The sequence below is a fragment of the Pseudomonas hydrolytica genome (assembly GCF_021495345.1).
Lineage (GTDB): Bacteria > Pseudomonadota > Gammaproteobacteria > Pseudomonadales > Pseudomonadaceae > Aquipseudomonas > Aquipseudomonas hydrolytica.
In genome coordinates, this window is record NZ_CP099397.1 from 4,166,502 (window position 1) to 4,188,924 (window position 22,423).

22 protein-coding genes are annotated in these 22,423 nt (G+C 66.9%); 14 read left to right on the forward strand and 8 right to left on the reverse strand.

Going from position 1 to position 22,423, the window contains the following annotated elements; all coding sequences use genetic code 11:
* Positions 1–7: 7 nt before the first annotated feature.
* From arcA to L1F06_RS19525, 4 genes are all read left to right on the forward strand, one after another.
* Positions 8–1,258: an arginine deiminase gene (arcA, locus tag L1F06_RS19510; protein WP_012017788.1), complete on the forward strand. Its 1,251-nt coding sequence runs from the start codon at positions 8–10 to the stop codon at positions 1,256–1,258.
* 66 nt (positions 1,259–1,324) lie between these two features.
* Positions 1,325–2,335: an ornithine carbamoyltransferase gene (locus tag L1F06_RS19515; protein ID WP_003246303.1), complete on the forward strand. Its 1,011-nt coding sequence runs from the start codon at positions 1,325–1,327 to the stop codon at positions 2,333–2,335.
* Positions 2,336–2,481: 146 nt separating this feature from the next.
* Positions 2,482–3,408 (forward strand): carbamate kinase, encoded by a 927-nt coding sequence (arcC, locus tag L1F06_RS19520; RefSeq protein ID WP_129481768.1) that lies wholly within the window; start codon positions 2,482–2,484, stop codon positions 3,406–3,408.
* Positions 3,409–3,456: 48 nt separating this feature from the next.
* Positions 3,457–3,822, forward strand: coding sequence for a DUF5064 family protein (locus L1F06_RS19525; RefSeq protein WP_003246306.1), 366 nt, complete (start codon positions 3,457–3,459; stop codon positions 3,820–3,822).
* A gap of 250 nt (positions 3,823–4,072) precedes the next feature.
* Here L1F06_RS19525 and lpdA read toward each other — a convergent pair whose 3' ends face one another.
* Together lpdA and L1F06_RS19535 are read right to left on the reverse strand one after the other, a co-directional pair.
* Positions 4,073–5,473 carry a dihydrolipoyl dehydrogenase gene (gene lpdA / locus L1F06_RS19530; protein ID WP_129481769.1) on the reverse strand — a complete coding sequence of 467 codons (1,401 nt, stop codon included), beginning with the start codon at positions 5,471–5,473 and terminating at the stop codon, positions 4,073–4,075.
* A complete protein-coding gene (locus tag L1F06_RS19535) occupies positions 5,470–6,669 on the reverse strand; it encodes a Bcr/CflA family efflux MFS transporter (protein ID WP_129481770.1) in 1,200 nt (399 codons plus the stop codon). Before L1F06_RS19535 ends, lpdA begins: the two co-directional genes overlap by 4 nt.
* Before the next feature lie 84 nt (positions 6,670–6,753).
* Between L1F06_RS19535 and L1F06_RS19540 the strand changes: the two genes are divergently transcribed.
* Entirely contained in the window at positions 6,754–7,167 is a 414-nt protein-coding gene (locus L1F06_RS19540; RefSeq protein WP_129481771.1) for a PaaI family thioesterase, read from the forward strand.
* A gap of 31 nt (positions 7,168–7,198) precedes the next feature.
* Entirely contained in the window at positions 7,199–7,765 is a 567-nt protein-coding gene (locus L1F06_RS19545; RefSeq protein ID WP_012017783.1) for a TetR/AcrR family transcriptional regulator, read from the forward strand.
* Between the two features lie 435 nt (positions 7,766–8,200).
* On the opposite strand, the gene L1F06_RS19550 is transcribed toward L1F06_RS19545, so the two are convergent.
* The 6 genes from L1F06_RS19550 to L1F06_RS19575 form a co-directional block, all read right to left on the reverse strand.
* Positions 8,201–8,995, reverse strand: coding sequence for an SDR family NAD(P)-dependent oxidoreductase (locus tag L1F06_RS19550; RefSeq protein WP_012017782.1), 795 nt, complete (start codon positions 8,993–8,995; stop codon positions 8,201–8,203).
* Between the two features lie 227 nt (positions 8,996–9,222).
* On the reverse strand, positions 9,223–10,479 hold the full coding sequence (locus L1F06_RS19555; RefSeq protein WP_012017781.1) for a cyanophycinase: 1,257 nt from the start codon (positions 10,477–10,479) through the stop codon (positions 9,223–9,225).
* A 92-nt stretch (positions 10,480–10,571) separates the two neighbouring features.
* Positions 10,572–11,336 carry an ABC transporter substrate-binding protein gene (locus L1F06_RS19560; RefSeq protein WP_096825711.1) on the reverse strand — a complete coding sequence of 255 codons (765 nt, stop codon included), beginning with the start codon at positions 11,334–11,336 and terminating at the stop codon, positions 10,572–10,574.
* 154 nt (positions 11,337–11,490) lie between these two features.
* On the reverse strand, positions 11,491–12,831 hold the full coding sequence (locus L1F06_RS19565; RefSeq protein WP_012017779.1) for an OprD family porin: 1,341 nt from the start codon (positions 12,829–12,831) through the stop codon (positions 11,491–11,493).
* Between the two features lie 62 nt (positions 12,832–12,893).
* Positions 12,894–13,214, reverse strand: coding sequence for a hypothetical protein (locus tag L1F06_RS19570; protein WP_003246324.1), 321 nt, complete (start codon positions 13,212–13,214; stop codon positions 12,894–12,896).
* Positions 13,215–13,292: 78 nt separating this feature from the next.
* The gene (locus L1F06_RS19575) at positions 13,293–15,056 is read right to left on the reverse strand and encodes a cyanophycinase (protein WP_129481772.1); all 1,764 of its coding nucleotides are present in this window, start codon (positions 15,054–15,056) and stop codon (positions 13,293–13,295) included.
* Positions 15,057–15,432: 376 nt separating this feature from the next.
* On the opposite strand from L1F06_RS19575, the gene L1F06_RS19580 reads away from it, so the two are divergent.
* The 8 genes from L1F06_RS19580 to L1F06_RS19615 all read left to right on the forward strand — a co-directional run bounded on the left by L1F06_RS19580 (position 15,433) and on the right by L1F06_RS19615 (position 22,379).
* Entirely contained in the window at positions 15,433–16,209 is a 777-nt protein-coding gene (locus tag L1F06_RS19580; protein WP_129481773.1) for an ABC transporter substrate-binding protein, read from the forward strand.
* Positions 16,210–16,274: 65 nt separating this feature from the next.
* On the forward strand, positions 16,275–16,964 hold the full coding sequence (locus tag L1F06_RS19585) for an ABC transporter permease (RefSeq protein ID WP_012017777.1): 690 nt from the start codon (positions 16,275–16,277) through the stop codon (positions 16,962–16,964).
* An 11-nt stretch (positions 16,965–16,975) separates the two neighbouring features.
* Positions 16,976–17,671, forward strand: a complete 696-nt coding sequence (locus L1F06_RS19590; RefSeq protein ID WP_003246332.1) for an ABC transporter permease — start codon at positions 16,976–16,978, stop codon at positions 17,669–17,671.
* A 12-nt stretch (positions 17,672–17,683) separates the two neighbouring features.
* Positions 17,684–18,796 carry a succinylglutamate desuccinylase/aspartoacylase family protein gene (locus L1F06_RS19595; protein ID WP_012017776.1) on the forward strand — a complete coding sequence of 371 codons (1,113 nt, stop codon included), beginning with the start codon at positions 17,684–17,686 and terminating at the stop codon, positions 18,794–18,796.
* A gap of 24 nt (positions 18,797–18,820) precedes the next feature.
* The gene (locus L1F06_RS19600) at positions 18,821–19,585 is read left to right on the forward strand and encodes an ABC transporter ATP-binding protein (RefSeq protein ID WP_011921146.1); all 765 of its coding nucleotides are present in this window, start codon (positions 18,821–18,823) and stop codon (positions 19,583–19,585) included.
* A 68-nt stretch (positions 19,586–19,653) separates the two neighbouring features.
* The gene (locus L1F06_RS19605) at positions 19,654–20,583 is read left to right on the forward strand and encodes a MurR/RpiR family transcriptional regulator (RefSeq protein WP_003246955.1); all 930 of its coding nucleotides are present in this window, start codon (positions 19,654–19,656) and stop codon (positions 20,581–20,583) included.
* 99 nt (positions 20,584–20,682) lie between these two features.
* On the forward strand, positions 20,683–21,447 hold the full coding sequence (locus L1F06_RS19610) for a phytanoyl-CoA dioxygenase family protein (RefSeq protein ID WP_129481774.1): 765 nt from the start codon (positions 20,683–20,685) through the stop codon (positions 21,445–21,447).
* 86 nt (positions 21,448–21,533) lie between these two features.
* Positions 21,534–22,379 (forward strand): EamA family transporter, encoded by an 846-nt coding sequence (locus L1F06_RS19615; RefSeq protein ID WP_129481775.1) that lies wholly within the window; start codon positions 21,534–21,536, stop codon positions 22,377–22,379.
* Positions 22,380–22,423 lie beyond the last annotated feature (44 nt).

Here is a 22,423-nt window from a genome sequence, read left to right on the forward strand (position 1 = left end):
GTTCGACATGTCCAAGAAAGCCCTAGGCGTTCATTCCGAAGCCGGCAAACTGCACAAGGTGATGGTCTGTTCGCCAGGCCTGGCTCACCTGCGCCTGACCCCGAACAACTGCGACGAACTGCTGTTCGACGACGTGATCTGGGTGTCCCAGGCCAAGCGCGACCATTTCGACTTCATGACCAAGATGCGCGAGCGCGGTATCGAGGTGGTGGAGATGCACAACCTGCTGGAAGAGACCGTGCGCGACCCGCAAGCGCTGAAGTGGATTCTCGACCGCAAGATCACCCCCAACAGCGTGGGACTCGGCCTGCAGGGCGAGGTGCGCTCCTTCATCGAGGGCCTGGAGCCACGACGTATCGCCGAATTCCTGATCGGCGGCGTGTCCGGTGCCGACCTGGCCAAACACAAGGATTCCGAGGCGGCGAAGATGTTCAATGCCTACCTGGGTGAATCCAGCTTCATCTTCCCGCCGCTGCCCAACACCCAGTTCACCCGTGACACCACCTGCTGGATCTACGGCGGCGTCACCCTCAACCCGATGTACTGGCCGGCGCGCCGTCAGGAGACCCTGCTCACCTCGGCCATCTACAAGTTCCACCCGGACTTCGCCGGCGAGCAGTTCGAAATCTGGTACGGCGACCCGGACCAGGACCATGGCGCAGCGACGCTGGAAGGCGGCGACGTGATGCCCATCGGCAACGGCACCGTGCTGATCGGCATGGGCGAGCGCACCTCGCACCAGGCCATCGGCCAGGTGGCGCGCGCCCTGTTCGCCAAGGGCGCGGCGCAGCGGGTGGTGGTGGCCGGGCTGGGCAAATCGCGCGCGGCGATGCACCTGGACACCGTGTTCAGCTTCTGCGACCGCGACCTGGTCACCATCTTCCCCGAAGTGGCCAACTCCATCGTGCCCTTCAGCCTGCGCCCGGACGAGAGCCGTCCCGGCGGCATCGACGTGCGCCGTGAGGACAAGTCCTTCCTCGACGTGGTCGCCGAATCGCTCAACCTGCCGAAGCTGCGCGTGGTGGAAACCGGCGGCGATGCCTACGAGGCCGAACGCGAGCAATGGGACGACGGCAACAACGTGGTCTGCCTGGAGCCGGGCGTGGTGGTCGGTTACGACCGCAACACCTACACCAATACGCTGCTGCGCAAGGCCGGTGTGGAAGTCATCACCATCAGCGCCAGCGAACTGGGCCGTGGCCGTGGCGGCGGCCACTGCATGACCTGCCCGATCATCCGCGACCCGATCGATTACTGAACAAGCCAGCCCCGGCGGTGATCCGCCGCCGGGCCCGTTTCAAGCTGCCCACAAGGAGAGAGAACCATGGCTTTCAACATGCACAACCGTAACCTGCTCAGCCTGATGCACCACAGCACCCGTGAGCTGCGTTACCTGCTCGACCTCTCGCGCGACCTCAAGCGCGCCAAGTACACCGGCACCGAGCAGCAGCACCTCAAGCGCAAGAACATCGCGCTGATCTTCGAGAAGACCTCCACCCGCACCCGCTGCGCCTTCGAGGTCGCCGCCTATGACCAGGGCGCCAACGTCACCTACATCGACCCGGGCTCCTCGCAGATCGGCCACAAGGAATCGATGAAGGACACCGCCCGCGTGCTCGGACGCATGTACGACGCCATCGAATACCGCGGCTTCAAGCAGGAGATCGTCGAGGAACTGGCCACCTACGCCGGCGTGCCGGTGTTCAACGGCCTGACCGACGAATACCACCCGACGCAGATGCTCGCCGACGTGCTGACCATGCGCGAGCACAGCGACAAGCCGCTGCACGAGATCAGCTACGCCTACCTGGGCGACGCGCGCAACAACATGGGCAACTCGCTGCTGCTGATCGGTGCCAAGCTCGGCATGGACGTGCGCATCGCCGCGCCCAAGGCACTGTGGCCGAGCGACGAGCATGTCGCCGCCTGCAAGAAGTTCGCCGAGGAAAGCGGTGCGCGCATCACCCTCACCGAGGACGCCAAGGAAGCGGTCAAGGGCGTCGACTTCGTCCACACCGACGTCTGGGTATCCATGGGCGAGCCGGTGGAGGCCTGGGGTGAGCGCATCAAGGAGCTGCTGCCCTATCAGGTCAACATGGACATCATGAAGGCCACCGGCAACCCGCGAGCCAAGTTCATGCACTGCCTGCCGGCCTTCCACAACAGCGAGACCAAGGTCGGCAAGCAGATCGCCGAACAGTATCCGCACCTGAAGAACGGTATCGAGGTCACCGAGGACGTGTTCGAGTCGCCCTACAACATCGCCTTCGAGCAGGCGGAAAACCGCATGCACACGATCAAGGCGATCCTCGTCTCGACCCTGGCGGATATCTAGGTTCACGTAGCCCGGATGTCATCCGGGGATGGGCTTGTCTCCCCTCTCCCATTCATGGGAGAGGGGCTGGGGGGAGAGGGTCTGGCCGGCGACGCCAGCCCCAGACCACAGCCCCCGGATTCAATCCGAGCGACAAGGAGAACACCATGCGACTCGTCATTGCCCTGGGCGGCAACGCCCTGTTACGCCGCGGCGAAGCCATGACCGCGGAAAATCAACGAGAGAACGTGCGCATCGCCTGCGAGCAGATCGCCAAGGTGGCGCCCGGCAACGAACTGGTGATTGCCCACGGCAACGGCCCGCAGGTCGGCCTGCTGGCCCTGCAGGGCAACGCCTATGACGCGGCCAACCCCTACCCACTGGACGTGCTCGGTGCCGAGACCGAAGGCATGATCGGCTACATGATCGAACAGGAGCTGGGCAACCTGCTGCCGTTCGAAGTGCCGTTCGCCACCATCCTCACCCAGGTCGAAGTGGACAGCGGCGACCCGGCGTTCAAGAAACCGACCAAACCCATCGGCCCGGTCTATGCCAAGGAGGAAGCCGAGCGCCTGGCCGCCGAGAAGGGCTGGAACATCGCTCCGGACGGCGACAAGTTCCGCCGTGTGGTGGCCAGCCCCAGGCCGCAGCGCATCTTCGAGATCCGCCCGATCAAGTGGCTGCTGGAGAAGGGCAGCGTGGTGATCTGCGCCGGTGGCGGCGGTATACCCACCATGTACGACGGCAAGAAGCTGCGCGGCGTCGAAGCGGTGATCGACAAGGACCTGTGCTCGGCGCTGCTGGCCGAACAGCTCAACGCCGACCTGCTGGTAATCGCCACCGATGTGGATGCCGCCTATGTCGAGTGGGGCAAGCCCGGGCAGAAATCCATCGCCGCCGCCCACCCGGACGAGATGGACAAGCTCGGCTTCGCCGCCGGCTCCATGGGACCGAAGGTACAGGCCGCCTGCGAGTTCGCGCGCAATACCGGCAGCACCGCGGTGATCGGCTCGCTGGAGAACATCGAGGCCATCGTGCAAGGCAGCTCCGGTACCCGCATCGGTCTGGACACCGAGGGCATTATTTACCGCTGATCAGGGGCGGGGCCGCGGCCCCGCCGTTTTCTCGCAGGAGCACCGACGATGTTCACCCCAGGCCATCTGCATCGCGACAACCTCGACCGCCCGGAGGGCCTGCGCCTGGCGCCGCCCTTCTCCGTCGACTTCTACTACGAGATTCGCCAGGACCCGGTCCAGGGCCCCATGCTGCACATGCGTCTGGTCGGCGAGGTGAGCGGTCGGCATTTCGACGAGGAGTTCGAGCTGCACCGCGACGTCGCCTTCAACTTCGCCAGCGTGGCCAGCCGCGTCGCCGCCCGCCATGGCCTGCCGCCCAATGCCAGCCCGGTGATGCGCGGCCACGATGAATACGACAAGGTGTTCGCCGACATTCGCAGCAAGCTGCACGCCAGACCGGGCGAGCCGGTCAATCTCGACCACGTGCTCTGACAAGGGGTGCACCGCGCACCGATACCAAAGGCTCTGTCTGCGTTAAGTGTTGGGAGTGGGTGCAAAGGCCCGTAGGGTGGGCTTCAGCCCACCAGCGGTGGTTGGCGTGGGCTAGAGCGGATCGCCGCCCGGCCCACCCTGCAAGGCTCACGAGCCTTCCTTGGAACCCTAGCAACAGCTAACAGGGACATAGCCATACCAAAAGCACCGCTGGAGATGCCGGTGCGCACGGCGCACCCTACGGGTCCTCTCAGGCCTGCATGGTCCAGCCATGCACACCCATGGCCGCCTGACGTCCGGCCTCCGAGCGGGTCGGGTGCGGATGGCAGGTCAGCGCGATGTCCTCGGCCGAAGCGGAGAACTCCATGGCCACGCAGTATTCGCCGATCAGCTCGCCGACGCTCGGGCCGATCATGTGCACGCCGAGAATCTGGTCGGTATTGGCGTCGGCGAGAATCTTCACGAAGCCATCGGTCTCGTGGTTGATCTTCGCCCGGCTGTTGGCCGTGAAGGGGAACTTGCCCACCTTGTAGGCGCGGCCTTCGGCCTTCAGCTCCTCCTCGCCCTTGCCGACGCTGGCCACCTCCGGGCGGGTGTAGATCACTCCGGGGATCACCCCGTAGTTGACCTCGGCGGCGTGCCCGGCGATGCGTTCGATGCAGGCCACCGCCTCGTCCTCGGCCTTGTGCGCCAGCATCGGCCCGGAGGTGACGTCGCCGATCACCCACACGTCGGGCACGCCGCTCTGGTGCTTGTCGTTGCCGAGCATACCGCGCTTGTCGGTGCTCAGACCGACGCTCTCCAACCCGAGCCCTTTGGTGTAGGGACGCCGACCGATGGCCACCAGCACGTAATCAGCCTCCAGTGTCTCGCTCGCCCCACCTGCGGCCGGCTCCAGCGTCAGGGTCACACTGGACTTGCCGGTCTTGGCGCCGGTGACCTTGGTGCCCAGCTTGAAGCTCATGCCCTGCTTGCCCAGGGTGCGCTGCAGGGTCTTGGCGGTCTCGCCGTCCAGACCGGGACAGATGCGCTCGAGGTATTCCACCACGGTGACCTGGCTGCCCAGACGGCGCCACACCGAGCCCAACTCCAGGCCGATCACCCCGGCACCGATCACCACCAGATGCCTGGGCACCTCGGGCAGCGACAGCGCGCCAGTGGAATCGAGAACGCGTACGTTGTCGATCTCCACACCCGGCAGCGGGGTCGGCTCCGAGCCGCTGGCGATGACGATGTTCTGCGTCTCCAGCAGGCGCTCGCCGCCCTCGTGCAGCTTGACCTGCACCCGCCCCGGCCCGTCGATGCGCGCCCAGCCCTTGACCCACTCCACCTTGTTCTTGCGAAACAGGAACTCCACACCCTTGGTCAGCGCTTCGACGCTGGCGGCCTTCTGCTTCATCATCTGCGCCAGATTCAGCGACGGTGTGACCTCCACGCCCAGCGCGCTGAGCTCGCCGCCGGCCGCCGCCTCGTACAGTTCGGAGGCATGCAGCAGGGCCTTGGACGGCATGCAGCCGACGTTCAGGCAGGTGCCGCCAAGGGTCTCGCGGCCCTCCACGCAGGCCACCTTCAGGCCCAGTTGACCGGCGCGGATGGCGGCGTTGTAGCCGCCGGGGCCGGCACCAATGATGACCACGTCGTAGCTGCTCATGAAGAGACTCTCCTCGCTTCGGGGATTGGAATCGGGCGCGCACGCAGCAGATGGAAGCCGGCAAACGCCAGCGCGGCGAACAGGGCATGCAAGGCAACCATAGGCCAGGCCGAACCGTCCTGCAGCCAGGTCAGCAGCAAACCGCCAAGGGTCGCCCCGGCCATCTGCGCAAAGCCCATCAGCCCGGCCGCCAATCCGGCGCGCTGCGGGTTGGGGATCACCGCGCCGGCCACCGCCGCCGGCAGGACCATGCCGCCGCCTAGGGTGACCAGCATCTGCGGCAGCGACAGGCCGAGCAGCGACAGGCCAAACAGCAGATAGATCGCCAGGGTCAGGAAGGCGCCGGTCAGCACCAGCGCCACACCGATGGCCACCACCCGCCGTGGCCCCAGCCGCTGCACGTTGCGCAGGGTGAACAGGGCGCCGCCGAGCAGGCCGGAAACGATGGCCGCGAAAGTCATGCCGTACTGCGCAGCCGTCAGGCCGAGCAGGCCGATATAGACCGCCGAGGAGCCGGCCACCACGACGAACATGGCACCGTAGGTGGCGGCGATGGTCAGCCCCAGAGCCCGGCAGCTGCGCAGCAGATCGCGGTAATCGCCCGCCAGGCGACTCAGCCGCCCGGCCTGTGGGTCGCGCTGCACATGGCTCTCGCGATAGCCGCCGAGCACTGCCAGCAGGGCCACGCTACCGACCACCAGGCTGGCCACCAGCGGCGCGCGCCAGCCGCCGTATTGGGTCAGCAGGCCGCCGAGCAGCGGCGACAGGACGATGGCGGTGAACATCCCCAGCACCGTCAGCGCCAGGGCCGGACCCGCCTCGGCCTGCCACACGTCACGCACGATGGCGCGCGCCAGCACCAGCGCAGCACAGGCGCCGAAGCCCTGCAGCACGCGGGCGGCGATCAGCATCTGGATGTTCTCCGCCAGCAGCATGCCCAGGCTCGCCAGCAGGTACAGCGACAACCCGGCCAGCAGCACCGGGCGCCGACCGAGGCGATCGGACAACGGCCCGAAGAACAGTTGGCCGAGGCCGAAGGCGGCGACGAACAGCGTCAGCGCCAGCAGGCTGCTGCCGGGTACCGCATGCAGCCCCCGCTCCAGGGCGCCGAGGGCGGGAATCAGCAACTGCGTGGAGATTTCCCCCAGCGCGGTGAGCAGCATCAGGATCAAAAGCAGCAGGCGGGACGGGCGCATGGTGGGTTTCCGGTATCGGCCATTTATATTTCGACCATAATATGAAACATTAGATGTCGTCCATCATAAAAACTGGAGCCTCCGATGAACGAGCACAACCGTGATACCCGCCTGGCCGCCTGGATCGCAGAGGAACAGGCCGCGCGCGACCGACTCGCCGCCCCGGGCACCCTGGCCCTGGCGGAAGTGGCTGGCATGGCGCCGCTGGATTTCTTCGACGCCATCGGCCGCGGCGAACTGCCCAGCCCGCCCTTCGGCCAATTGCTGGATTTCGTGCCGCTGCAATGGTCCCGCGGTCGCTTCGTCTTCCAGGGCACGCCGGACGGTCGCCACTACAACCCGCTGGGCAGCGTGCACGGTGGCTATATCGCCACCCTGCTCGACTCCTGCATGGGTTGCGCGGTGCACACCCTGCTCAAGCCCGGCCAGGGCTACACCACCTGCCTGATCCTCGACATGAACGGCACGCGCCAGAACCGCGAGGTGGGTGTAAGATGACAGCCAACATCTGAATCATCCGGAGCATGGCATGCGCTATTCGGAAGACCACAAGGCCAAGACCCACCAACGCATCATCGACGAGGCCGCGCTGCGTTTTCGCCGCGACGGCATCGGCGCCACCGGCCTGCAGCCGCTGATGAAGGCCCTGGGCCTGACCCACGGCGGCTTCTACGCCCACTTCAAGTCCAAGGACGATCTGGTGGAGACCGCCCTGCGCCACGCCGCAGAGGAGCTCACCGCCACCAGCGAGGCCCTAGCCAAGGATGCCGAGGAGCCGCTGACGCGCTTTATCGCCAGCTACCTGTCCAGCGCGCACCGTGCCAACCCGGGCGCAGGCTGCCCGTTGCCGACCATGTCGGCCGAGCTGGGCCAGCGTGGCGAAGCCAGCGAAATCACCGATGCGTTGATCCGCGACCGCCTGGCATTGATCGAAGAGAACCTTCCGGGAGATGACGCCGCCGAGCAGAGCGTGCTGCTGCTTTCGGCCATGGTCGGCGCCCTGCTGCTGTCGCGCAGCGTCAAGGACCCCGAGCTGTCCGACCGCCTGCTCAAGACCACCCGCCGCCGGTTGATCGAACAGGCGCAGGGCCGATAACGGCCAGACAGGCGGGGCGTACAGCGCACCCTACGTTACTCCCCGTAGGGTGCGCTGTGCGCACCAGCCTTCCCCATGAGCCCAGGCGGGCTTCCTGGCCATTCGAAGATCAGCGCCGCCCTCGGTGCGCACGGCGCACCCTACGCGTTCGGCGACGACCTGAGCGTAGGGTGTCGCGGGGCCGCCTAGGCTGTGCGCACCAGCTTCCCACACGAGCCCAGGCGGGTTTCGTGGCCATTCGAAGAGCAGCGCCACCCGCGGTGCGCGCGGCGCACCCTACGCGTTCGGCGACGACCTGACCGTAGGGTGTCGCGGGGCCGCCTAGGCTGTGCGCACCAGCTTTCCACACGAGCCCAGGCGGGCTTTCTGGCCATTCGAAGACCAGCGCCACCCGCGGTGCGCACGGCGCACCCAACGCCTCGGCGCCCGTCCCGATCACTTGTAACGCGCCGCCGCCTGGTTGCGCGACAGGTTCGGCAACAATGCCTCGCGGGCGGTGACGAAGGCGTTCCAGTCGGCGGCATCCGGCAGCGAGGGTATGGTCACCAGTTCGCCCTGATCGAAGCCGGCCAGCGCCGCGTCGACCATCTCGCCCACTTCCATGATCATCGACGGCGGCAGCGCCGAGGCGTCGGTGCCGCTGCGCTCCCAGATCTCGGTGCGGGTCACGCCCGGCATCACCGCCTGCAGCTGCACGCCCGAACCACGCAGTTCGCCAGCCAGGGTCTGGGTCAGGCTCAGCACATAGGCCTTGGTCGCGCTGTAGACGGCGTTGAACATTTCCGGCGCCAGCGCCACCACCGAGCCGAGGTTGATGATGCCGCCCCGCCCCGCCGCGGAGAAGTTGGCCGCAGCCGCAGCCGCCAGGTGGGTCAGTGCCACCACGTTGAGCTGGATCATCGCCTCGGCCTGCTCCAGATCGGCGTCGGCCAGCTTGCCGTTCATCGCCACGCCCGCGTTGTTCACCAGCAAGCCGATACCGGCATCCTCACGCAGGCGTTGCGCGACCTTGAGGATGTCGGCCTTCTGCGTCAGGTCGGCCGGCAGCACCTCGACGGCGACGCCATATTCGCCGCCCAGGCGCTCGGCCAGGGCCTGCAGGCGCTGGGCATCGCGCGCCACCAGCAGGAGGTCATGACCACGCCGGGCCAGGCGCTCGGCGTAGGTGGCGCCGATGCCTGACGAGGCGCCGGTGATCAGGGCGGTAGCGGGCTTGCTTGCAGTGCTCATGGAAGTCTCCGGGAAAGGGATAAAAGTGGGCGATCCAGTTAGATTACGGTCATAATCTTAACCACTTATATGACTACCTTCATATAGCTTCGTCAAGCACTTTGCGCAGCGACCGTCTGGCGGGAAAGGTTCGTACGGGAGTCGCAAAGAAGCCGCGCGCAGCACTGCGCGCGGCCTGACAGCGGCGCTGCCTGGGCAGGAGCAGGCAGCGCGAGGGAGGCACTTTCTCAGTTGGGGCGCATATCCACGCGCAGACGCAGATAGGAGGTCAGGCGCTTGCCGTTGATAACCCCCTGATAGCCGTGACTGTCGAAGGTGGTGCTCTTGATCAGGTCGACGCGGAAACGCGGATTGCTTTCGTAAGTGCGGCCCAGGGTGCTGGTCGAGCGGCTGTCGAACAGGTCGGTGCTGACCTTGACGAACTCGCGCGGGTTGCGTCGGCCGTTGGCACCGCTGTTGTTCGGGCTGCTGAAGATGTCGCCGGTGGCGGTCATCGCCGAGCTGTAGTACTCGCGCCCACGCAGGCTGGTCTTGCCGCTGGCGATCACGAATTGCTGATTGGCCGGGCGGTAGCGGTCGCCGGCGGTCAGGTAGCTGGCCAGCACGTCGTAGAGGGCGTAGCTGCTGCCGGTGCCACGCTGCTTGTTGCGCAGGTCGAAGATGAACACGCCGTTGCTGCCGAGCACTTCCATCTCCACCTGGCCGAGGCTGGGGTTCTGCTGCACCAGCAGCGCGGTGTCCTCGTCGACGCCGTAGGCGAACGGCACGTTGGTGTAGTCGGCCAGGCGCACGATGCGCCCCTGACGGCCGCGCTCGCTGAAATGGGTGTCGAGCAGGCCGTGGCTGAAGAAGCCGAAACCGCCCTGCATGTCGTAGGACAGGTCATCACCGCCCGGGGTGGTGTAGACGCCGTAGCGCAGAGCGGGATAGCTCTCGCCGCCGGTGATCATCGGCCCGCCGACCATGATCGCGGTTCCCGCACTGCTGCCGGCGAGCACGGCGCCGGCAGCGTGCCGGGCGCGAATCGCGGCCAGTGCCGGCGTGTCGGCGCGCGTTGCGGTCTGCAGCGTCTGGGTCAGGCGCGCCTGGTCGCCGCCGCCGAAGAAGAAGCCGGTCATGCCGTTGATCTGCGCGATCACCTGCGGGTTGCTGTTGTTGCCGATGCTGTCCAGGTCGATGGGGATCCACTGGGCATCCTGGGCGCCGTAGGTCTTCAGCAGCTGCGCGTAGAACTCGCCATTGGACTTGGAGTTGCGCGCGTTGGCCGTGCCGGCGTCGGGGTCCTGGCTCGGTGGAATCGAGGCGGCGGTGATCACGCCGATGCGCGCCTGACTGCCGCCGGCCAGCTGCACCAGACGTTGGTAGATGACCGCGTTGTCGTCCTTGAGCCCGCCGCCCACCAGCAGCAGCGGGCCGGCCGCCAGGGCCGGCAGCGGTAACAGAAGAGCCAGCATGAGGGTGTAACGAATAACCGATCCGATCATTTCGATTTCTCCGCAGGTGCCGCACGGGCACGGTTGGTGACGCTGGTTGGGGAACGGTGATTGGGAGCCAGAGCGCAGTCGGCGGGCCGGCCTCAGTAAACGGAAAACTGTTTGAAGTAGCGTTTCTCGATGCGCTTGTGGGTGCCGTCGGCAAGGATCGCGGCCAGCGCCCGATCGAGCTGTTCGCGCAGCTCGTCGTCGCCCTTGCGCACGGCGATGCCCTGCCCCTGGCCGAAGAACTGCGGCGCCACCACGGGGCCGCCGACCTGCTCGAAGTCGCGGCCCAGTTCGGTCAGGAGGAAACCGAAGTAACCGGAAACGGCGTCGTCGAGCACCAGATCCAGCTCGCCGCCGGCGAGCGCCCGGTAGGCCTGGGCGGCACTGGGATAGCGCAGCAGCTGCACATGCTCGGCGAAGCGGGCCTCGAGAAAGCGCTCGTAGGTGGTGCCCTGCTGCACGCCGACGCGCTTGCCGGCGATGCGCCGCGGGGTGATCAGCATCTGATTGATATGGCCCTTGCGGGCAAAGAAAAAGGCCGGGGTCTGCGCATAGCGGGCGGTGAAGTCCACCCGTTCGGCGCGCGCCGCGGTGATCGACATGGACGCCAGGATCAGGTCCGTGCGTCCCGCGTCGAGTGCCGGGATCAGGTCATCCCAGGCGAAGCGCTGCAGTTCGCATTCGCGCTGCATGCGCTGACACAGGGCATTGGCGATGTCGACGTTGAAGCCGACCAGATTGCCCTGCGCATCGAGTTCTTCGAAAGGCGGGAACTGTCCCTCCATGGCGACCCGCAACGGTCCTGCCGTGCCCGGTTGGGCGAGCAGCACAGCGAACAGACACAACAGCATGCGTAGCATTTCGACTCCTTGCCCGCGCGGGGCCAGGGGGTCAGGTCTCCTGGCGGAAAAGAAGGCGCCGCTGGCGACGCCTTAAGGCCAAAGGAGCGTGGGAGCTGACCTTGAAGAAAAAGCTCCGGACGGCCCGGGATCTGTCGCCGCCCGGAGAATGCCGTTACAGGATGCTCAGCGGGTACTCGATGATCAGGCGCACCTCGTCGAGGTCGTCGTCGAATGCCGTGGAGCGGTGAGTGGCGTGACGCAGACGCAGCGACAGGTCCTTGGCCGCGCCTTCCTGGAACACGTAGCGCGCTTCCAGATCGCGTTCCCAATGCTTCTCGTCGTCACCGGCCCAGCCGGCGAAGGCGCCATTCGGATCGGCCTTGGTGCCGTCGATGTCGTCGCCCTTGATGTAGCGCGCCATGAAGGTCAGGCCGGGAACGCCGTAGTGCTTCATGTTCAGGTCGTAGCGGATCTGCACCGAGCGCTCGTTGGGGGCGTTGAAGTCGGAGTACTGCACCGAGTTGGCCAGCCAGATGGAGTCGCCGCCGATGTAGTCGAAGAACTCGTCGCCACGCACCTTCTGATAGGCCAGGCTGAGCTTGTGCGCGCCGAAGCTGTAGGCACCCTTGAGCGACCAGGTCAGGGTGTCCAGCTCGCCGGCACGCGCCTCGCCCTCGTCGCGGGTCTTGTACGCCACCAGGTCGAAGTTCAGCGCCTGGCTATCGGCCAGCGGGATGTTGTAGTTCAGGTTGGCGAAGTACTGACGCCAGACGTCCTTGGCCTCGCTGGCATAGAACATCAGGCTCAGATCGTCATTGACCGCGTAGCTGAGGCCGGCGAAGTCGACGCTGCGCGCCTCCACCTCGGCGTATTCGCTGGTCATGTCGTCATCGGAGTTGGTGGAGTTGCGGCGGTTGATCGAGGTGAAGTGGCCGGCCTCGAAGGACAGCGCGTCGAACTCGTTGCTGGAAATCTGGAAGCCGGTGGCGGTCTCCGGCAGCAGACGCGAATCGCCGGTGGCGAACACCGGTGCGGTCGGGCGCATCTCGCCGTACTTCAGCTCGGTGGAAGAGGCGCGCATCTTCACCGCACCGCCGATCTGGCCGTAGCTGTCCGGCACCTCGGCATCGGCGGTGCGGTTGTTGCTGATCGGCAGCAGGCCGTTGCCCACGCGACCGCGGCCGGTATCGAGCTTGACGCCGCCATAGGCGAAGGCATCGGCGCCGACACCGACGGTACCCTGGGTGAAACCGGAGCTGAAGTTCAGTTGCGCACCGTGTGCCCACTCTTCGCGATAGCCATTACGCTCGTTGGCCGGCTTGGCGCGGTTGATGCCCTGGCTGTTGCTGCCGCCATGACGGTAGTCGCGGTTCATGTAGAAGTTGCGGTTGATCAGCTGCAGGCTGCTGTCCTCGATGAACCCCTTGGCTTCCTGCTGCTGACCAGCGACGGCAGCCTGCGAGGCCACGGCACCGATGGCCAGGGCGAGACAGCTGAGTTTGAGAATGTTCATGCCTTACTCCATTGGTTTTATTGGTATGGGTTGCCCGCAGTGCGGGCGGTGTTCGCAGCCGCTCAGGTGAACAGCTCGGGAACCAGATCGGCGGGGCATTCGCCGCGTTCGATGACGGCCTCGAGGCACAGCGAACTGTCCTCCAGCCAGCACACGAAGTAGCCGGCGCCGCGCCGGCGCTTGAGGCGAAACGGCCAGCGCCGCTCGCGCAGCTCGCTGCTCACCTCCAGCCGGCGCGGCAGACGAATCACCGAGAAGAAGCCGGCGCCGGTCTGCACCCGCTCCAGCACCCGCACGCTCGGTGCGGTCGCGGTCAGCGCCACCTGGGCGTTGCCCTGCAGCAGCTTGTGCAGGGCGAAGACTTCCACTCGGTTCAATTGCATGGCTCGTTTCTCCGGCGCAGCCGTACCCACCCCGCCTGAACGCTGCAGGCGGGCTGGGGGTAGAGGTAGAAAAAGGCTCTAGAGGCCGATGATGCGCGCCAGGGTCTCGGCGACCTCGGCGCGCTTGACCGGCGCAGCGGGCTCGAAGCGTCCCTGGTTGGCGCTCAGCCAACCTTCGGCCACGGTCTGCGCGGCAGCCTCGGCGTTCGGCGCAGCGAGGCCGGCGACGTCCTGCAGCGCCACGGTCTTGTTCAGCGTGGTCCCGCTGAAGCGCTCGACCAGCGTCTTGCAGGCCAGCGCCCAGTCCGCGCGGCTGGCCGGCCGCTGGGCATCGAAGCGCTCGGCACCATCCATCCAGCCGTTGGAAACCACCACCTCGATATGCTCGCGCAGCGGATGCTCGGCCGGTACGTCGCTCAGCGTCGGCAGGGCCTTGAGGTTGGGCTCCGCAGCCAGGGTCATCTGCAGGGCATTGGCCAGCTCGCCGCGGGTGATCGGGCGCTCCGCCTCGAAGGCGCCCTCGGCGTTGAGGGTCATCAGGCCGCGGAAGGTCACCGCACGAATGGCGTCGCCGCGGCGGCCGTTGCCGGCATCACGCGGGGCGCCGGCGGCCGGCTCGCGCAGATCGGCGGTCACCGGACGGATGTCCAGGCGCACGCCGCTGACGCTGTAGTTGGTCTGCGAATCGTGGAAGCGGCTGTGGGCGGCAAAGTCCGCACGCTTGCTGAACTCGAAGCGATAGCCGTAGTGGTAGCCGTTGGCCGGGTTGTAGCGGGTCATCAGCCCGAGCTGACGGCTCGCCGTGTTGTCGGCCAGGCCATAGAGCACCGCCCGGTTGATCGCCGACACGGCCGACAGGTCGGTGAGCAGGCGGTTGCCCACCAGGTACTCGTTGCCAGGCTCGATCGGCTGCTTGCCGGCATCCGGCCGGATCTCGCCCGAGGCCAGGTCGTAGCGATCGCCATGACCGAGCATGGCCAGGCGCATGTCGTCGATGCGCGTGCCGTAGAGCCCGAAGCTCTTCTTCGCCGCGGCAGGGTCCATGATGGTCAGGTAGCCCTCGCCCAGTACCTCCAGCTCGCCACTGGGCTTGATCCACATGGCGGTGTTGGTATCCAGACCGAAGCCCTTGCCCGGAGCCGGCTGCTCCAGCAGGTAGCTGGCCATGCGCGCCGCGCGCCCGCTGCTGGTTTCCTCGATCTTGTCGAAGTGCTGGTCGATCACGCCGGCCTTGAACAGGCCAGCGCCCCTGAGCAGGGCGGTGCCGCGTCGCCCCTCGGCAGTGGCCACGCCGAAATCCAGGGTATCCATGACCACCCCGTAGGCGGTGGGCATGCGCGCACCGAGGATGCTGGCCCCGGCGCTGGTACCGGCCACCACGCCGCCCTTGTCGTAGATCGCCTGCACGGCCTGCATGGCCAGCGACGGACTGCCGTCGGCGTTGAACAGCGCGCGGGCGATGCGCGCCTGATCACCGCCGACGAACCACACCGCACTGGCCTCGCGCAGCGGCGCGACCACGGCAGGGTCGTTCATGGTGTCCTGATAGTTGTGGCGGTCGATGCCGACGATGCGGATGTGCTCGGCGGGCACGCCCAGGGCTTCCAGTTCGGCCTGAAAGCGCTTGCTGGAGCCCAGGCTGCCGCTGGCGGTGGGCATGATGGCGATGCGCGCCTGCTCGGCGCCGCCCGCCAGTTCGATGAGTTTCTCGTAGACCAGGCTGTTGCTGGCTCGCAGCATGCCGCCGACCGCGAGGAGATTGCCGTCGGCCAGTACCTGCTCGGCACTGCCGCAGAGGATGAGCGCGGCGAGAAGGCCACGAAGGTTGCGCTGCTTGTTCATTGTTATTGCTCTTATTAGAAGTCGAAAGCGGTGTGCCCTGCTCGCCGGCCAACTGAAACGGGGTGACAGCAGGCGCAGCGGGATGAAATGTTTTTTTCACTATCGAGCCACGTGAAAATTTATATACCAGGCATAATCGAGGCACAAGCACCTCAAGCCAGGTTTGACAGAAATATTTCTTAAACGTAGATTCGTGAAAAAAAACACGTCAAAGGTATTCATGCATCTGCCCGGGCGTTCTACCCCATCGCCCACCGGTCAAGGCTCACAAGGCCTTGCCGGCGCCGCCTGGCAACAGTCGGCGTAACGTTCAACCAGCCGCCGCCTGTCGCGACGGAAGCTGTCTCAACCAACCGCCATCCACTGGAGTAACAAGATGAACAAGATCGCTCTATTCGGCGCCCTGGCGCTGTCCACCTTCGGCACCTTCGCCGTCGCCGCCGAGCCGGCGCTGCGCATCGGTATCGAAGCGGCCTACCCGCCCTTCGCGTTCAAGACCGCCGACGGCAAGATCGCCGGCTTCGACTACGACATCGGCAACGAGCTGTGCGCGCAGATGCAGGTCAAATGCCAGTGGGTCGAGCAGGAGTTCGACGGTCTGATTCCCTCGCTCAAGGTGCGCAAGGTCGACGCCGTGCTGTCCTCCATGTCCATCACCGAAGACCGCCTGAAGTCGGTGGACTTCTCCAAGAAGTACTACCACACCCCCGGCAAGCTGGTGATGAAGGAAGACAGCCAGATCCAGGACCCGAGCGTCGACCTCAAGGACAAGAAGGTCGCCGTGCAGCGCGCCTCCACCTACGATCGCTACGCCACCGCCGAACTGACCCCGGCCGGCGTCAACGTGGTGCGCTACGGTTCCAACAACGAAGCCTTCCTCGACCTGCTGGCAGGCCGTGTGGACGCGGTGCTGGCCGATGTGGTGAACATTGACGAGGGCTTCCTGAAAACCGACGGCGGCAAGGGTTTCGCCCTGGTCGGCCCGGACTTCAATGACCCGCGCTACTTCGGTCGCGGCGCCGGCATCGCCGTGCGCAAGGGCGATGCCGCCACCGCCGAGAAGCTCAACGCCGCCATCGACGCCATCCGCAGCAACGGCAAGTACGCCGAGGTACAAGCCAAGTACTTCGACTACGACATCTACGGCCGCTAATCCGCCGCTCTCACCGGCGCCCGCCTCGGGCGCCGGCTTTCCTGCGCTCCACGAGGTTTCCCACCATGCTGCAAGGCTACGGCCCGATCATTGTCGAGGGCGCCTGGCTGACCCTGACCCTGGCTCTGTGTTCCATGGCGCTGGCCATCCTGCTCGGCCTCACCGGCGCGGCGCTGCGCCTCTCGCCACTGCGCTGGCTGGCCAATCTGGGCGACGCCTACGCCACGCTGATCCGGGGCATTCCCGACCTGGTGCTGATTCTGCTGATCTTCTACGGCGGTCAGGACCTGGTGAACCGCATCGCGCCCAGTCTGGGCTACACCGCCTACATCGACATCAACCCCTTCGTCGCCGGCGTGTTCACCATGGGCTTCATCTTCGGCGCCTACCTGTCGGAGACCTTCCGCGGCGCCTTCATGGCCATCGCGAAAGGTCAAGCGGAGGCTGGTGCGGCGTACGGCATGAGCAGCGCCCAGGTGTTCTTTCGCATCCTGGTGCCACAGATGATCCGCTTCGCCATTCCCGGCTTCACCAACAACTGGCTGGTGCTGACCAAGGCCACCGCGCTGATCTCGGTGGTCGGCCTGCAGGACATGATGTTCAAGGCCAAGAACGCCGCCGATGCCACCCGTGAACCCTTCACGTTCTACCTCGCCGTCGCCGCCCTCTACCTGCTGCTGACCAGCGTTTCGCTGCTGGCGCTCAGGGCCGTCGAACGACGCTATTCGGTCGGCACCCGCCTGGCCGAACTCTGAAGGACTGCCCCATGCTCGACTTCAACCTGATCCTCTCCAGCCTGCCGCTGTATGCCAGCGGCCTGCTGGTCACCTTCGAGCTGCTGCTGATCGCCCTCGCCCTGGGCCTGCTGCTGGCTCTGCCGCTGGCCCTGATGCGGGTATCGCGCTCGCCGCTGGTGAACTTCCCGGCCTGGCTCTATACCTATGTGATTCGCGGCACGCCGATGCTGGTGCAGCTGTTTCTGCTCTACTACGGCCTGGCCCAGTTCGACGTCATCCGCGACAGCTTCATGTGGCCGTACTTTTCCAGCGCCACCTTCTGCGCCTGCCTGGCCTTCGCCATCAACACCAGCGCCTACACGGCGGAGATTCTGGCCGGCAGCCTCAAGGCCACACCGCCCGGCGAGATCGAGGCGGCCAGGGCCATGGGCATGTCGCGCGCTCAGCTCTACCGGCGCATCCTGCTGCCTTCGGCCATGCGCCGCGCGCTGCCGCAATACAGCAACGAGGTGATCATGATGCTGCACACCACCTCGCTGGCCTCGCTGGTGACGCTCATCGACCTCACCGGCGCAGCCCGCACCATCAGCTCGCAGTACTACATGCCGTTCGAAGCCTTCATCACCGCCGGCCTGTTCTATCTGGTGCTGACGGTGGGCCTGGTGCGTCTGTTCAAATACGCCGAACTGCGCTGGCTGGCCCACCTGACCCCACGCAAGCATTAACAAGGAAGCCCTATGCAACGTATCGACCACCCACTGCCCTGGAGCCCGACCGGAACCAGCCGTCACCTCAGCGTGCTGCGTTACGGCAGCGGCCCGTGCAAGGCCTACATCCAGGCCAGCCTGCATGCCGACGAGCTGCCGGGCATGCGCGTGGCGGTGGAGCTCAGGCGTCGCCTGCAGCAGCTGGAAAGCGCCGGACGCCTGACCGGCGTGATCGAGCTGGTACCGGTGGCCAACCCCATCGGCCTGAGCCAGCTGTTCCAGGCGGCGGTCCAGGGCCGCTTCGAATTCGCCAGCGGCAGAAACTTCAATCGCGACTTCGTCGATCTGGCCGCCGCGGTCGCCGCGCATGTGGAAGGCCACCTGGGCAGCGACGGGCCGAGCAACGTACGCCTGATTCGCCGCGCCATGATCGAGGCGCTGGACGCCCTGCCCGCGCCGGCCTCGGAGCTGGAAGGCATGCAGCGTCTGCTGCTGCGTCACGCCTGCGATGCCGACGTCGTGCTCGACCTGCACTGCGACTTCGAGGCCGCGGTGCACCTGTACAGCGCGCCGCAGCACTGGCAGGCGCTGCGCCCTCTGGCGGCGCGCCTGCAGGCCGGTGCGGTGCTGCTGGCCGAGGATTCCGGCGGCAGCTCGTTCGACGAGGCCTGCGCCATGCCCTGGCAGCGCCTGCGCCAGCGTTTTCCCGAAGCCGAAATTCCCCTGGCCTGCCTGGCCACCACCGTGGAGCTGGGCGGCATGGCCGACACCGAAGCCGAACGCGCGGTAGCCAGCGCCGAGGCGATTCTGGCCTTCCTCGCCGAGCAGGGACTGATCGCCGGCGACTGGCCGGCAGCGCCGGAACGCTGCTGCGAGGCCACGCCCTTTGCCGGCGCGCAGTACGCCCTCGCCCCGCATCCGGGCGTGGTCAGCTTCTTCAAGCAGCCGGGCGAGTGGGTCGAACGCGGCGAGGCGCTGTTCGAGGTGATCGACCCCTTGAGCGAGCAGCACAGCATCGTCCGCGCCGAAACCTGCGGCGTGCTCTATGCCCGCGAGCGCATGCGCTTCGCCCGCCCCGGCCTGTGGCTGGCCAAGGTCGCCGGGGCAACGCCCATTCGCCAGGGTCGCCTGCTCAGCGACTGATTCATGCCTTAAGAGAACAACAACATGTACAAACTCGAAGTTCAGGATCTGCACAAACGCTACGGTAGCCACGAGGTGATCCGCGGCGTATCGATGGCTGCCAAGGCCGGCGACGTGATCAGCATCATCGGCTCCAGCGGCTCGGGCAAGAGCACCTTCCTGCGCTGCATCAACCTGCTGGAGCAGCCGCATGCCGGCCGCATCCAGCTCAATGGCGAAGAGCTCAGGCTGGTCGCCAATCGCGGCGGCGCGCTCAAGGCCGCCGACGCCAAGCAGCTGCAGCGTATGCGCTCGCGCCTGTCGATGGTGTTCCAGAACTTCAACCTGTGGTCGCACATGAGCGCCCTGGACAACGTCATGGAAGCGCCGGTGCACGTACTCGGCCAGAGCAAGGCCGAGGCGCGCGACAGGGCCGAGCACTACCTGGCCAAGGTCGGCGTGGCGCACCGCAAGGACGCCTACCCGGCGCACATGTCCGGCGGCGAGCAGCAGCGCGTGGCCATCGCCCGCGCCCTGGCCATGGAGCCGGAGGTGATGCTGTTCGACGAGCCCACCTCGGCCCTCGACCCGGAGCTGGTCGGCGAGGTGCTCAAGGTGATGCAGGACCTGGCCAGCGAAGGCCGCACCATGGTGGTGGTGACCCACGAGATGGGCTTTGCCCGCGAGGTGTCCAACCAGCTGGTGTTCCTCCACAAGGGCCTGGTGGAAGAACAGGGCCACCCGCGCGAGGTGTTGGCCAACCCGCAGTCCGAGCGCCTGCAGCAGTTCCTCTGCGGCAGCCTCAAGTAAGCGAAACAGCGCACGGCGGGCGGCTTCGGATACACTGCGCGCCATCGCCAGACCGGATCAGCCCAGCCATGCCGAGCAGCTCGTCGTCTTCCGCCACCGTTTACAGCGCCCCCATCCTGCGCAAGCTGGCCGAGGTCGCGCCACAGCTGCAGCCCTCGCTGCGCAAGGTGGCCGACTTCATCCTGCGCCATCCGCTGAAGGCCGCAACCCTGACCATCGAAGAGCTGGCGCAGGCCACGCACACCTCGCCGGCGGCGGTCAATCGCCTGGCCAAGGCCATGGAGCTGCGCGGCTACATCAGCCTGAAGGCCGAGCTGGTCGCCACCCTGCAGGACATGGTGTCGCCGGTGGACAAGCTGCGCGACGAGCTGGCGCAGCGCCCGGACGGGGCCTTCGGCCTGCACGAACAGCTGCAGATCGCCAGCAGCAATCTCGGTGCGGCGGCCAGCAACAATGACGCCGCCGTGTTCGAGGCGGTGATCGGACGCCTGCTCGGGGCGCGCCGCATCTACATTCTCGGCTTCGGCAACAGCGCCTACATGGCCGGCCTGGCTGCGGCCAACCTGGTGCCCTTCTGCGATGACGCCACCGCCATCAGCATGGAAGGCGGCAACGAAAACGCCGCCTACCGCCTGGCCGCCATCACCGAGCGCGACGTGCTGCTGACCATCTCCCTGCCGCGCTATTCGCTGGACACCCTGCAGCTGGCGCGTTTTGCCCGCGAACGCGGCGCCTGCGTGCTGGCCATCACCGACTCGCCCGCCTCGCCGCTGGTGGAGATCGCCGAGTACAGCCTGTTCGCCCCCGCCGAACACCCGGTGCTGATCAGCTCCAATGCCGCCGTGCTGGCCCTGATCGAAGCCCTGGTGGCAGGTGTCATGGCGCGCAACAAGGAGGCGGTGAGCCTGGCTCAGGAACTGACCGAGAGCGTCATGGCCTACCTGCACGTCCCGGGCACCGAGCGCGCGCCGCGTCGCCCACGCAAACGCCGCCCCTGAGCCGCGCCGCACCGCCAGTCGAATCGCAGACAGCGGCACGGGCTTGCAGCGCCGCCACACGGATGCCAGCCTGGACGGGCCAGATGCCGGAGCGCTGCGATGAGCGAAACCACCGACAGCCAGACCGCCGAACGACTGCAGGCCCTGCACCAGCAGGGCTTCGTGCTGTTGCCCGGCGTGCTGGATGCGCCGCGCGTCGCGGCAGTGCGCGCCGCCATCGACGCCCTGCGCCCCATCCACTGGGACTACCAGGGCAGCCTCGATCACTACAAGTGCGTGTTCAACCGCAACCCGTTCTGGCTGCCCTACCTCGACCTGCCGCCGGTGATCGAGCTGGCCGAAGCGGCGCTGGGCGACGACTGCCACGTGATCGGTCAGACCGCCTGGCGCTGTCATCCGGGCTTCGTCGGCAGCGAGCTGCATCTGGACCATCTGCCCATGGCGTTGCCACCAAGCCTGCTGGACGACCCGGCCTTCGAGCTGCCGATGCAGATCTGCACCGCCCAGCTCTACCTGAACGACATCGACGCCGAGCTCGCCCCCACCCGGGTGATTCCCGGCAGCCACCGCGCCGGACGACCGCCCGTGGCCGGCGAGCGTGACTGGCGCGGCCGCGAGCCCGAGCCGATCTTCTGCCGCGCCGGCGACCTGCTGTTCTTTCGCAGCGAGCTGTGGCATGCCGGCAGCCCCAACCTGAGCCCCACGCGCAGCCGCTACATGCTGCAGATCCACTATGGCCGGCGCATGGTGGCGCAGAAGTTCTCGCCCTATCTCGCGTTTCGCTTCGACCCGGCGGTGCTGGCCGCCTGCACGCCGCGCCAGCGGCGCCTGCTGGGCGAACATGCCGAGGCCGAGTACGACTGATCGCCGTCACGTTTGCGACCTTCGGCCAATCCCAGCCGGCCCAGCGCTGTGTTTAGCTGACCGCCATCCCCACACAAGGACGGTCGATGTCGCCGCGCATACTGCTGCTCACTGCCCTGGCCATGCTGGCCTTCGCCGGCAACTCGCTGCTGTGCCGCCTGGCCCTGCGCGAGACGGCCATCGACGCCGCCAGCTTCACCGCCCTTCGCCTGGTCTCCGGCGCCCTGGTGCTATGGCTGCTGCTGCGCCTGCGCAACCCAAGGCCGGCGCTGGCGGGCAACTGGGCGGGCGCGCTGGCCCTGTTCACCTACGCCGCGGCGTTCTCCTTCGCCTACCTGCAGCTGGAAACCGGCGTGGGCGCCCTGCTGCTGTTCGGTGCCGTGCAGCTGAGCATGCTGGCCTGGGGCCTGTGGCGCGGAGAACGCCTCGGCCTTGCCGCCGCGCTGGGTACCGCCCTGGCAGCAGGCGGCCTGCTCGCCCTGTTGCTGCCAGGTGCCAGCGCACCGCCGCTGACGGCCGCGCTGCTGATGCTGCTGGCCGGTGTCGCCTGGGGTGGCTACTCGCTGCTTGGCCGTGGCCAGGGCGACGCGCTGGCGATGACCGCCGGCAACTTCCTGCGCGCCGCACCGCTGGCCGCGCCGCTGGTGCTGGCGCTGCTGCCGCAGCTGAACTGGGATGCCCCGGGCCTGCTCTACGCGCTGCTGTCCGGCGCGGTCACCTCGGGCGTCGGCTACGCCATCTGGTACAGCGCCCTGCCCGGTCTGCGCGCCAGCCAGGCTGCCACCGTCCAGCTCAGCGTGCCGATCCTGGCGGCGCTCGGCGGCAGCCTGCTGCTGGGCGAGAGCCTGACGCTGCGCCTGACGCTCAGCGCCGCCGCGGTGCTCGGCGGCATCGCCCTGGTGCTCGGCAGCCGGCAACGCGCCGGGAGCTAAAGCGGCTGACCGCGGTCTTCTATGCTGTAGTCCAATCCGCCAGG

Coding starts and splice junctions, on each gene's coding strand:
- L1F06_RS19615 (WP_129481775.1), top strand. CDS start 21,534: ATGTCGCCGCGCATACTGCTGCTCACTGCCCTGGCCATGCTGGCCTTC.
- L1F06_RS19545 (WP_012017783.1), top strand. CDS start 7,199: ATGCGCTATTCGGAAGACCACAAGGCCAAGACCCACCAACGCATCATC.
- L1F06_RS19605 (WP_003246955.1), top strand. CDS start 19,654: ATGCCGAGCAGCTCGTCGTCTTCCGCCACCGTTTACAGCGCCCCCATC.
- L1F06_RS19525 (WP_003246306.1), top strand. CDS start 3,457: ATGTTCACCCCAGGCCATCTGCATCGCGACAACCTCGACCGCCCGGAG.
- L1F06_RS19515 (WP_003246303.1), top strand. CDS start 1,325: ATGGCTTTCAACATGCACAACCGTAACCTGCTCAGCCTGATGCACCAC.
- L1F06_RS19570 (WP_003246324.1), bottom strand. CDS start 13,214: ATGCAATTGAACCGAGTGGAAGTCTTCGCCCTGCACAAGCTGCTGCAG.
- L1F06_RS19555 (WP_012017781.1), bottom strand. CDS start 10,479: ATGATCGGATCGGTTATTCGTTACACCCTCATGCTGGCTCTTCTGTTA.
- lpdA (WP_129481769.1), bottom strand. CDS start 5,473: ATGAGCAGCTACGACGTGGTCATCATTGGTGCCGGCCCCGGCGGCTAC.
- L1F06_RS19535 (WP_129481770.1), bottom strand. CDS start 6,669: ATGCGCCCGTCCCGCCTGCTGCTTTTGATCCTGATGCTGCTCACCGCG.
- L1F06_RS19550 (WP_012017782.1), bottom strand. CDS start 8,995: ATGAGCACTGCAAGCAAGCCCGCTACCGCCCTGATCACCGGCGCCTCG.
- L1F06_RS19610 (WP_129481774.1), top strand. CDS start 20,683: ATGAGCGAAACCACCGACAGCCAGACCGCCGAACGACTGCAGGCCCTG.
- L1F06_RS19560 (WP_096825711.1), bottom strand. CDS start 11,336: ATGCTACGCATGCTGTTGTGTCTGTTCGCTGTGCTGCTCGCCCAACCG.
- L1F06_RS19600 (WP_011921146.1), top strand. CDS start 18,821: ATGTACAAACTCGAAGTTCAGGATCTGCACAAACGCTACGGTAGCCAC.
- L1F06_RS19590 (WP_003246332.1), top strand. CDS start 16,976: ATGCTCGACTTCAACCTGATCCTCTCCAGCCTGCCGCTGTATGCCAGC.
- arcA (WP_012017788.1), top strand. CDS start 8: ATGTCCAAGAAAGCCCTAGGCGTTCATTCCGAAGCCGGCAAACTGCAC.
- L1F06_RS19540 (WP_129481771.1), top strand. CDS start 6,754: ATGAACGAGCACAACCGTGATACCCGCCTGGCCGCCTGGATCGCAGAG.
- L1F06_RS19585 (WP_012017777.1), top strand. CDS start 16,275: ATGCTGCAAGGCTACGGCCCGATCATTGTCGAGGGCGCCTGGCTGACC.
- L1F06_RS19575 (WP_129481772.1), bottom strand. CDS start 15,056: ATGAACAAGCAGCGCAACCTTCGTGGCCTTCTCGCCGCGCTCATCCTC.
- L1F06_RS19580 (WP_129481773.1), top strand. CDS start 15,433: ATGAACAAGATCGCTCTATTCGGCGCCCTGGCGCTGTCCACCTTCGGC.
- L1F06_RS19595 (WP_012017776.1), top strand. CDS start 17,684: ATGCAACGTATCGACCACCCACTGCCCTGGAGCCCGACCGGAACCAGC.
- arcC (WP_129481768.1), top strand. CDS start 2,482: ATGCGACTCGTCATTGCCCTGGGCGGCAACGCCCTGTTACGCCGCGGC.
- L1F06_RS19565 (WP_012017779.1), bottom strand. CDS start 12,831: ATGAACATTCTCAAACTCAGCTGTCTCGCCCTGGCCATCGGTGCCGTG.